The 9,942-nt window shown below is 70.3% G+C and carries 9 protein-coding genes; 8 read left to right on the forward strand and 1 reads right to left on the reverse strand.

Annotation, left to right across the window (positions count from 1 at the left end):
• The 8 genes from G3I19_RS30595 to G3I19_RS30630 form a co-directional block, all read left to right on the forward strand.
• Positions 1–323: ATP-binding protein (locus tag G3I19_RS30595; RefSeq protein WP_343235256.1), on the forward strand; the 323-nt coding region annotated here is incomplete at its 5' end.
• Between the two features lie 77 nt (positions 324–400).
• Positions 401–1,141, forward strand: coding sequence for a response regulator transcription factor (locus G3I19_RS30600; RefSeq protein ID WP_164266975.1), 741 nt, complete (start codon positions 401–403; stop codon positions 1,139–1,141).
• 169 nt (positions 1,142–1,310) lie between these two features.
• Entirely contained in the window at positions 1,311–2,339 is a 1,029-nt protein-coding gene (locus G3I19_RS30605; RefSeq protein ID WP_164266976.1) for an ABC transporter substrate-binding protein, read from the forward strand.
• A gap of 3 nt (positions 2,340–2,342) precedes the next feature.
• Positions 2,343–3,203: a siderophore-interacting protein gene (locus G3I19_RS30610; RefSeq protein WP_164266977.1), complete on the forward strand. Its 861-nt coding sequence runs from the start codon at positions 2,343–2,345 to the stop codon at positions 3,201–3,203.
• 121 nt (positions 3,204–3,324) lie between these two features.
• Positions 3,325–4,776: an aspartate aminotransferase family protein gene (locus tag G3I19_RS30615; protein ID WP_164266978.1), complete on the forward strand. Its 1,452-nt coding sequence runs from the start codon at positions 3,325–3,327 to the stop codon at positions 4,774–4,776.
• On the forward strand, positions 4,760–6,040 hold the full coding sequence (locus G3I19_RS30620; RefSeq protein WP_164266979.1) for a lysine N(6)-hydroxylase/L-ornithine N(5)-oxygenase family protein: 1,281 nt from the start codon (positions 4,760–4,762) through the stop codon (positions 6,038–6,040). The genes G3I19_RS30615 and G3I19_RS30620 overlap by 17 nt, the downstream gene beginning before the upstream one ends.
• On the forward strand, positions 6,037–6,561 hold the full coding sequence (locus G3I19_RS30625) for a GNAT family N-acetyltransferase (RefSeq protein ID WP_164266980.1): 525 nt from the start codon (positions 6,037–6,039) through the stop codon (positions 6,559–6,561). The genes G3I19_RS30620 and G3I19_RS30625 overlap by 4 nt, the downstream gene beginning before the upstream one ends.
• Complete coding sequence (locus G3I19_RS30630; RefSeq protein WP_164266981.1) at positions 6,558–8,354, forward strand: IucA/IucC family siderophore biosynthesis protein; 1,797 nt, start codon at positions 6,558–6,560, stop codon at positions 8,352–8,354. The genes G3I19_RS30625 and G3I19_RS30630 overlap by 4 nt, the downstream gene beginning before the upstream one ends.
• 72 nt (positions 8,355–8,426) lie before the next feature.
• Here G3I19_RS30630 and G3I19_RS30635 read toward each other — a convergent pair.
• Positions 8,427–9,942 (reverse strand): beta-N-acetylhexosaminidase (locus tag G3I19_RS30635; RefSeq protein ID WP_164266982.1); only part of this gene is annotated, 1,516 nt, incomplete at its 5' end.

A 9,942-nucleotide genomic window follows, 5' to 3' on the forward strand; every position in this document is an offset into this window, starting at 1 on the left:
AGGAGGCCATGACGAACGCGGCTCGCTATGCCACGGGAAGCGCCATCGAGGTGGAGGTGGAGTGGGCGGAGCGGGAGCTGCGGGTGGACGTGAGTGACCAGGGGCTGCCGGCCGGCCGCGCGCCGTCGGGTGTGCAGGGCAGCGGCACCGGTCTGCGGAGCATGGCCGAGCGGATCGAGGCCGTCGGCGGGCGGCTGTCCGCCGGGCCGGTGCCGGGCGGTGCGGGCTGGCGGATCGAGATGGGCGTACCGGTCGCGGGGGCCGGGGCGCCACCGCCGGCGGTGCCGGAGAAAGAAGACCGGGGAGGGAAGTTGGGCGCGTGAGGACCGGCGCGTCAGGATGGGGACGTGCGGACGGCGGCCGGCCTCCGGGCGACGCGCACGTGAAGGAAGGCGGACGGGTGACGATTCGGGTGCTGGTGGCGGACGATCAGGCAGTGGTACGGGACGGGGTCGTACTGCTGCTCTCATCGGCCGACGACATGGAGGTGGTCGGCGAGGCGGGCGACGGGCTCGAAGCGGTGCGGCTGGCCTCGGAGTCACGGCCCGACGTGGCCCTCGTCGACCTGCGGATGCCGGGGCTGGCCGGGGCCGAGGTGACGGCCCGGGTCGTCGCCGAGGACATCGGGGTCAGGGTGCTCATCCTGACCACGTACGCGGACGACGACGCGGTGATGCCCGCGCTGCGGGCGGGCGCGTCCGGATATCTGACGAAGGACGCCACCGGTGAGGCGGTGCTGGCGGCGGTCCGTGACGTCGCCGCGGGCCGCACCGTGCTGGACCCCGCGGTCCAGCGCCGCCTGGTCGAACTGGTCCTCAACGACCCGGACTCCATCGCGCCGGGCTCGGCTGCTCCGGGCTCGGCTGCCGTCGTCACCACGTCCGCCAACGCGTCCGCCAACGCCTCCCCCACCGCGTCCGGGACCCCGCCCGAGGCCGGGGGCCTCACCCGGCGGGAGGTCGACGTCGTCCGGCTGGTGGCCCAGGGGCTCAACAACCGGCAGGTGGCCAAGGAGATGGTCGTCAGCCAGGCGACGGTCAAGACCCACCTCAACCACGTACTGGCCAAACTGGCCCTGGAGGACCGCGGCTCGCTGATCGCCTGGGCCTGGCGGTACGGACTGGCCGAGCGGACCCCGTAGGCGGCGCACGCGGCGCACGCCCTGCCGCCAGCACACCGGCGGGGTGGCTCCCTGGCCCCCCGGCACCTGCCTTCCGGCCCCGCCCTCTGGACAAAAGGTGAGGTTAGGCTAGCCTGACCGGGAATCGCCCAGTGGCCGTCCCGGCACGTACGGAAAGCAGAGCCCAGCCATGCCCAACGCCCGCGCCTCCCACTTCTCCCGCCGCGGCATCCTCGCCGCAGGCGGTGTCATCGGCATCGGCGCCGCCCTCAGCGCCTGCGGTGGCAAGGACTCGAAGAGCTCGGGCTCTGCGAAATCGGACTCCGGCCCCTGGTCCTTCAAGGACGACCGCGGCATCACCGCCAAGGCGGACTCGACGCCCACCAAGATCGTGGCCTTCACCGGCACCGCCGCCGCGCTCCACGACTACGGCGTCGAGGTCGCGGCGGTCTTCGGGCCGACCAAGACGAAGGACGGCAAACCGGACGTCCAGGCCGGCGATCTCGACATCAGCAAGGTCGAGATACTCGGCAACGTCTGGGGCGAGTTCAACGTCGAGAAGTACGCCGCGCTCGGCCCCCAGCTGCTGATCACCGGCATGTACGACAAGGGCGCCCTCTGGTACGTCCCCGACGAGTCCAAGTCCAAGATCCTCAAGCTGGCCCCGAGCGCCGCCCTCATGGTGGCCCGCACCTCGATGCCCGCCGCCCTCCAGCGCCACGCCGAGCTCGCACAGTCCCTCGGCGCCGACCTGAAGGCCAAGAAGGTCACCGACGCCAAGGCCCGCTTCGAGAAGGCCGCGGCCCGGCTGCGCTCCGCCGCGAAGGCCAACCCGAAGATCAAGGTGCTCATCGGCTCGGCCAGCGCCGACCTGCTCTACATCTCGACCCCCGAGCCCTCGGCCGACCTGCGGTACTTCAAGGAGCTCGGCGTCAACATCGTCCTGCCGAACAAGGTCGACAAGGACGGCTGGTTCGAGAGCCTCAGCTGGGAGAACGCCGACAAGTACCCGGCCGACATCATCATGATGGACAACCGGACCTCCGCCCTCCAGCCGTCGGCGCTGAAGTCCAAGCCGACCTGGGGCGAGCTGCCCGCCGTCAAGGCCGGACAGGTCATCCCGCGCTCCACGACCGACCCGATCTTCTCCTACGACAAGTGCGCCCCGGCCCTGGAGGCGCTGGCCAAGGCGATAGAGACAGCGAAGAAGGTCAGCTGACCCATGACGACGGCCGCCATCGCCCCTTTCCGTTTCTTCGGCTTGCACGTCGTACGGACGCGGCGGCTCGGCCCGTCGATGGTCCGCATCACGTTCGGCGGCGAGGACCTCAGGGACTTCGCCGCCGGAGGCCGTGACCAGAGCCTCTCGCTGTTCCTGCCGCACCCGGGACAGCGGGAGCCCCGACTGCCGTCCGGCGAGAACTGGTTCACCGAGTGGCGGGCGCTGCCCGCCGACGAACGGGCCGTACTGCGCTCGTACACCGTGCGCGAACAGCGCCGCGACCCCGACGAGGTCGACATCGACTTCGCGCTGCACGGAGCGGCGGAGCCGGCCGGAGCGGGGCCGGCCGGTACGGCGAGCGGGCCCGCCTCGCGGTGGGCCCGGCAGGCCGCGCCAGGACAGCGGGTCCGCGTCCTGGGCCCCGCCGTCGAGCACAACACCGCTGTCCGCTTCCAGCCGCCCACCGGCACCGACTCGGTGCTGATCTGGGCCGACGAGACCGCGCTGCCCGCCGCGTCGGCCATCCTGGAGTGGCTGCCCGCCGGCACCAGGGCCCAGGTCTGGCTGGAGGTCCAGCACGCGGCGGACCGGCTGCCGCTGCGCACCGAGGCCGACGCGCGGATCACCTGGCTGGTACGGGACGAGGGCGCCCCGGCCGCTGTCGACGCCGTACGCGCGGCCGAGCTGCCCGGCGCCCACCCGTACGCCTGGATCGCCGGCGAGTCCGGCTGCGTCAAGGAGCTGCGCCGCCATCTCGTGCGGGAGCGCCAAATCGACCGCAGGCAGGTCACGTTCGTCGGCTACTGGCGCCGCGGGCTCAGCGAGGAACAGCTGAGGGAAGCCGCGGCGCGGGCCGCCTGAACGGCGCTTTCCCAGGGGGGCGAGGCCCCATTGCGACGCCCAGAATGGGTAGGTTAGGCTTACCTAACTACGACGTCGCAGTGACCCTCTCCCCCTCTTCTCCCTTCCCGGAGGACCGTTCATGCGCTCACACCTGCTCAATGACACGACCGCGGAGCAGTACCGCCTCACTGCCACCGCAGCAGTCGAGCGGGTGGCGGCCCAACTCGCCTCCACCAAAAAGCCGTTCACCGGGATCGCACCCCATGAGCTCGCCCCCGCCCTGGACTCCGTGGACCTGGACAAACCGCTCGGCAGCGCGGAAGCCGCCCTGGACGAACTGGACACCGTCTATCTGCGGGACGCCGTCTACTTCCACCACCCCCGCTACCTGGCGCATCTGAACTGCCCGGTCGTGATCCCCGCGGTGGTCGCCGAAGCGGTGCTCTCCGCCGTCAACTCCTCGCTCGACACCTGGGACCAGAGCGCCGGCGGCACCCTGATCGAGCAGCGGCTCATCGACTGGACGGCGGGCCGCATCGGCTACGGACCGGGCGCCGACGGGGTCTTCACCAGCGGCGGCTCGCAGTCCAACCTGCAGGCGCTGCTGCTGGCCCGCGAGGAGGCCAAGTCCCCCGATCAGGCCGCCCCGGCCGCGCCGCTGCGGGTGTTCACCTCCGAGTGCAGCCACTTCAGCGTCCAGAAGTCCGCGAAACTCCTCGGCCTCGGCCGGGACGCGGTCGTCTCCATCCCCTGCGACCGGCACAAGCGCATGCGGACGGACGTGCTCGCCCGCGAGCTGGAGCGCTGCCGCGCCGACGGGGCGGTCCCGATGGCCGTCGTCGCCACCGCCGGGACCACCGACTTCGGCTCCATCGACCCGCTGCCCGAGATCGCCGAGCTGTGCGCCCGCTACGGCACCTGGATGCACGTCGACGCGGCGTACGGCTGCGGGCTGCTCGTGTCCAGCAGGCGCGAGCGCCTCGACGGCATCGAGCACGCCGACTCGGTCACCGTCGACTACCACAAGTCCTTCTTCCAGCCGGTGAGTTCGAGCGCCCTGGTGGTACGGGACGGAGTCACGCTGCGGCACGCCACGTACTACGCGGACTACCTCAACCCGCGCTCCGCCGCCGAGGCCCGCATCCCGAACCAGGTCGACAAGTCCCTCCAGACCACCCGGCGCTTCGACGCGCTCAAGCTCTGGATGACACTGCGGGTGATGGGCGCCGACGGGGTGGGCCGGCTCTTCGACGAGGTCGTCGGCCTCGCCGAGGAGGGCTGGAAGCTGCTCGCCGCCGACCCGCGCTTCGACGTAGCCGTCGAGCCGCAGCTCTCCACCCTCGTCTTCCGCTTCGTCCCCGGCGAGGTCACCGACCCCGCGCTGATCGACCGGGCCAACCAGTACGCGCGCAAGGCGCTGTTCGCGTCCGGCGAGGCCGTCGTCGCCGGAACGACCGTCAACGGCCGCGCCTATCTGAAATTCACCCTCCTCAACCCGCAGACCACCCTCGCCGACATCGCGGCCGTCCTCGAACTCCTCGCCGAGCACGCCGGCCAGTACCTGGGAGAAACCCTTGTCCACGCCTCTTGAGTCCCACGACCCTTACGACTTCATCGCGGTCGGGCTCGGACCGTTCAATCTGGGGCTCGCCTGCCTGACCGACCCGATCGACGAGCTGAACGGCCTCTTCCTGGAGTCCAAGCCGGACTTCGACTGGCACAGCGGCATGTTCCTGGAGGGCTCCACCCTCCAGACACCCTTCATGTCCGACATGGTCACCCTGGCCGACCCCACATCGCCGTACTCCTTCCTCAACTACCTGAAGGAATCCGGGCGGCTCTACTCCTTCTACATCCGCGAGAGCTTCTATCCGCTGCGCGAGGAGTTCAACGACTACTGCCGCTGGGCCGCCGCGAAGATACCGGCGATCCGCTTCGGTGAGTCGGTGACCGAGGTGACGTACGAGGAACGGGACGCCCTCTACACGGTGCGGACCGCGGCCGGCGCCCAGTACCGGGGCCGCAGACTCGTCCTCGGCACCGGGACCCCCGCGTACCTCCCGGAGTCCTGCCAGGACCTCGGCGGCGACCTGATCCACAACTCCCAGTATCTGGGGGCGAAAGAGGCCCTCCAGGCCAAGGAGTCGATCACCGTCGTCGGCAGCGGGCAGAGCGCCGCCGAGATCTACTACGACCTGCTCCAGGACATCGACCAGCACGGCTACGCGCTGAACTGGATCACCCGCTCGCCGCGGTTCTTCCCGCTGGAGTACACCAAGCTCACACTGGAGATGACCTCGCCCGAGTACGTGGACTACTTCCACGCGCTGCCGTCCAGGACCCGCGACCGGCTCAACGTGTCGCAGAAGAACCTCTACAAGGGCATCAACTCCGAGCTGATCGACGCCATCTTCGACCTGCTGTACGCGAAGAAACGGCGCGGCCCCGTGGCGACCAGGCTGATGACCAACACCTCGCTGGAGAAAGCCGGTTACGACCACGGCACCTACACGCTCGGACTGCGCCAGGAGGAGCAGGAGAAGGACTTCACCCTCGCCACCCAGGGGCTCGTCCTCGCCACCGGCTACAAGTACCGGGTGCCCGGCTTCCTCGCCCCGGTGCACGACCGGATCAACTGGGACGACCAGGGCCGCTTCGACGTCCACCGCAACTACAGCATCGACGCGGACCGGACGATCTACGTGCAGAACGCCGAGCTGCACACCCATGGCTTCGTCGCACCCGACCTCGGGATGGCCGCGTACCGCAACTCGTGCATCATCCGCGAGCTGCTCGGCGGCCAGGAGTACTACCCGGTCGAAAAGACCATCGCTTTCCAGGAGTTCACCGCATGAACCGGTTCACCACTCGCCCGCTTGACCCCCGCAAGGACGCCGAGCTCGTACACGGCTGGGTCACCCACCCGAAGTCCGGCTACTGGATGATGCAGGACGCGAGCCTGACCGATGTCGAGCGCGAGTACATGGCGATAGCGGCAGCGGAGCACCACGACGCCTTCATAGGACTGCACGGCTCCACCCCGGCGTTCCTGATGGAGCGGTACGACCCGGCGCACGTCGAGCTGAAGGGTCTCTACGATCCCGAACCCGGCGATGTCGGGATGCACTTCCTGGTCGCGCCCACCGACACCCCCGTACACGGCTTCACCCGGGCGGTGATCACGGCCGTGATGACGGAGCTGTTCGCCGACCCGGCGACGCGCCGGGTCGTGGTGGAGCCCGACGTACGCAACACGGCGGTCCACGCGCTCAACAAGGCCGTCGGCTTCGAAGTGGTGCGGGAACTGGCGAAGCCCGAGAAGACCGCGCTGCTGAGCGTCTGCACCCGCGCCGCGTTCGAGGGAGCCCGCCGATGAGCACCCATCTGACCCCCGTACTCTGGGCCGAGGCCGAGCGGCTTCTGATCCGCAAGGCGCTCGCGGAGTTCTCGCACGAGCGGCTGCTGTCCCCACAGCCGCTGAGCGAGGCGACTCCGCACCTCGGTCCCGCCGGAACAGGGGAAACCCCGTTCTCCGTACGCAGTGACGACGGCGGGACCGAGTACCGGTTCCGCGCCCGGATCCTCGCCCTCGACCACTGGCACATCCCGGCCGAGTCCATCACCCGCCACCGTGGCAACGACGAACTCCCCCTGGACGCGCTGGAGTTCTTCATCGAGCTGCGCGGTGCGCTGGGGCTGAGCGAGGCGATCCTGCCGGTCTATCTGGAGGAGATCTCCTCCACGCTGTCCAGCACCGCGTACAAACTCGCCCGGCACGCCGAACACCCGGTCTCCGCGGCCGAGCTGGCCGTGTCCGGCTTCCAGGACATCGAGACCGGGATGACCGAGGGCCACCCCTGCTTCGTCGCCAACAACGGCCGCCTGGGCTTCGGTTCGGACGAGTACCTCAGCTACGCGCCGGAGGCCGCCAGCCCGGTCCGGCTGATCTGGCTGGCCGCCCGCCGCGACCACGCCACGTTCAGCGCGGGCGCCGGACTCGACTACGAGTCGCTGATCCGGGCCGAGCTGGGCGAGGAGACGCTGGAGCGGTTCGCCGCGACCATGACCGGGCTCGGCCTGGACCTCGACGCCTACTTCCTGATCCCCGTGCACCCCTGGCAGTGGCGGAACAAACTCTCCGTCACCTTCGCGGCCGAGGTGGCCAAGCAGCGGCTCGTCCTGCTGGGACACGGCGACGACTCGTATCTCGCACAGCAGTCGATCCGCACCTTCTTCAACACCAGCGACCCGGCGAAGCACTACGTCAAAACGGCGCTCTCGGTGCTCAACATGGGCTTCATGCGCGGGCTCTCCGCCGCGTACATGGAGGCGACGCCCGCGATCAACGACTGGCTCGCGCAGCTCATCGAGAGCGACCCGGTGCTGAAGGCCACCGGCCTGACGATCATCAGGGAGCGGGCCTCGATCGGCTACCACCACCGGCAGTACGAGCAGGCCACCGTCAAGGGCTCGCCGTACCGGAAGATGCTGGCCGCGCTCTGGCGGGAGAGCCCGGTGCCCTCGCTGGAGCCGGGTGAGCGCCTCGCCACCATGGCCTCGCTGCTGCACACCGACCGGGCCGGCGCCTCGTTCGCGGGCGCGCTCATCGCCGAGTCGGGCCTGGCCCCCACCGAGTGGCTGCGCCGCTATCTGACGGCGTACTTCACCCCGCTGCTGCACAGCTTCTACGCCTACGACCTGGTGTACATGCCGCACGGCGAGAACGTGATCCTGGTGATCGAGGACGGTGTGGTGCGGCGGGCGGTCTACAAGGACATCGCCGAGGAGATCGCGGTGATGGACCCGGACGCGGTGCTGCCGCCGGACGTCGAGCGGGTCCGCGCCGACGTGCCGGACGACATGAAACTCCTGTCGCTGTTCACCGACGTCTTCGACTGCTTCTTCCGCTTCCTCGGCGCGACGCTGGCGACCGAGGGTGTGCTCGGCGAGGACGAGTTCTGGCGGACGGTCGGCGCGTGCGTACGGGAGTACCAGGGCTCGATGCCGCAACTGGCCGACAAGTTCCGCCAGTACGACCTGTTCGCGCCGGAGTTCGGCCTGTCCTGCCTCAACCGGCTGCAGCTGCGCAACAACCAGCAGATGGTCGACCTCCAGGACCCGGCGGGCGCGCTCCAGCTCTCCGGGACGCTGAAGAACCCGATCGCCTGATCCACGGCGATCGCACCGGACTGCCCGGCGTGCGGAGACCGGTCCTCTCCGTACGCCGGGCCACCGGAGCGTCTACCGCCGCGCGGGCCAGTCCACTTGGGGCGACCGGTAGTAGCCGATGCCCAGCGCGTCCCACCGGGGCGCCTGCGCGGCGAGCCGGGTGCGGTACGCGCCCCAGTCGTGGGTGGACTGCGGCGACCAGCCCAGCTCGGCGATACCGGGCAGCCTCGGGAACGCCATGTAGTCGATGTCCTGGCTGGTGGTCAGCGTCTCCGACCAGAGCGGTGCCTCGACCCCGAGGACCGAACCGGCCGGCGCGCCCGCCAGATAGGTGGCCGGATTCCAGTCGTAGGAACGCTCCACGGAGACCAGCCCCGCCCAGTCCAGGCCGAGTTCGGTGTCCGCCGTGTACTTCATGTCCAGGTAGGCGCGGTCGGCCGGCGAGAGCACCAGCCCGGTGCCCTTCTTCGCCGCGGCCACGACCTGCGCCCGCTCGGCGGCACCGGTCGCGTCGTAGCCCCAGTACTGTGCGACCTCGCCCTTGGAGGGGGCGGCCGCGGTGATCTGGTGCCAGCCCTCGACCTTCTTGCCGTGCTTGCCGACGATGGCCTTCGCCCGGTCCATGAAGGCGTTGTAGTCGGCCTGGCTGGTGGAGTGCGCCTCGTCGCCGCCGATGTGCAGATACTGACCGGGGGTGAGCGCGGCCAGCTCCCGTACGACGTCGTCCACGAAGTCGTACGTCACCGGCTTGGGCACGCACAGCGAACTGAAGCCGACGTCGGTGCCCGTGTAGAGCGGGGGCGCGACGCCGTCGCAGTTCAGCTCGGGGTAGGAGGCCAGGGCCGCGTTGGTGTGCGAGGGCAGATCGATCTCGGGGACGACATCGAGGTGGCGTGAGGCCGCGTAGCGCACGATCTCCCGGTAGTCCGCCTTGGTGTAGTAGCCGCCCTTGCCGCCGCCGACCTCGGTCGTGCCGCCGTAGGTGGCCAGTTTCGGCCAGGAGGAGATGGCGATGCGCCAGCCCTGGTCGTCGCTGAGGTGCAGATGCAGTTTGTTGATCTTGTAGAGCGCCAGCTCGTCGATGTACCGCTCGACCTGCTGGACGGTGAAGAAGTGCCGCGAGACGTCGAGCATGGCGCCGCGGTAGGCGTACCGGGGCACATCGGTGACGGTGCCGCCCGCGACCTGCCAGGGGCCGGGCTGCCGCCGGTCCGCCTCGACGGCGGCGGGCAGCTGCTGGCGCAGGGTCTGGACGCCGTGGAAGAGCCCGGCGGCCTTCTCCGCCGTGATCGTGACTCCGCGCGCGGAGCTGACCAGCCGGTACCCCTCGTCGCCGAGGCTGTGTTCGCGGGGGCTGAGCGTCAGCGTGATGTCACCCCGGCCGCCGTGCGGGCCGCCGGTGACGGGCAGCGGATAGCCGGTGGAGGGGCGGAGCAGCCCCGCCAGATACGAGCCGACCTGGCGCGCGGCGCCGGAGTCCGCCCTGATGTGGGTCCTGCCGGTGATCGCGTACGGGGCGCCGCCCGCCCTGACGGACGAGGGGGCCGGGACGACCGCGCCCAGCGGGCGGACGCCGGGGGCGGCGGCC

The sequence above is a fragment of the Streptomyces sp. SID10853 genome (assembly GCF_010548145.1).
Taxonomy (GTDB): Bacteria; Actinomycetota; Actinomycetes; order Streptomycetales; family Streptomycetaceae; genus Streptomyces.

Bases quoted from the DNA above. Each gene is read 5' to 3' on its own strand.
- G3I19_RS30630 (WP_164266981.1), top strand. From the start codon at position 6,558: ATGAGCACCCATCTGACCCCCGTACTCTGGGCCGAGGCCGAGCGGCTT.
- G3I19_RS30615 (WP_164266978.1), top strand. From the start codon at position 3,325: ATGCGCTCACACCTGCTCAATGACACGACCGCGGAGCAGTACCGCCTC.
- G3I19_RS30605 (WP_164266976.1), top strand. From the start codon at position 1,311: ATGCCCAACGCCCGCGCCTCCCACTTCTCCCGCCGCGGCATCCTCGCC.
- G3I19_RS30625 (WP_164266980.1), top strand. From the start codon at position 6,037: ATGAACCGGTTCACCACTCGCCCGCTTGACCCCCGCAAGGACGCCGAG.
- G3I19_RS30610 (WP_164266977.1), top strand. From the start codon at position 2,343: ATGACGACGGCCGCCATCGCCCCTTTCCGTTTCTTCGGCTTGCACGTC.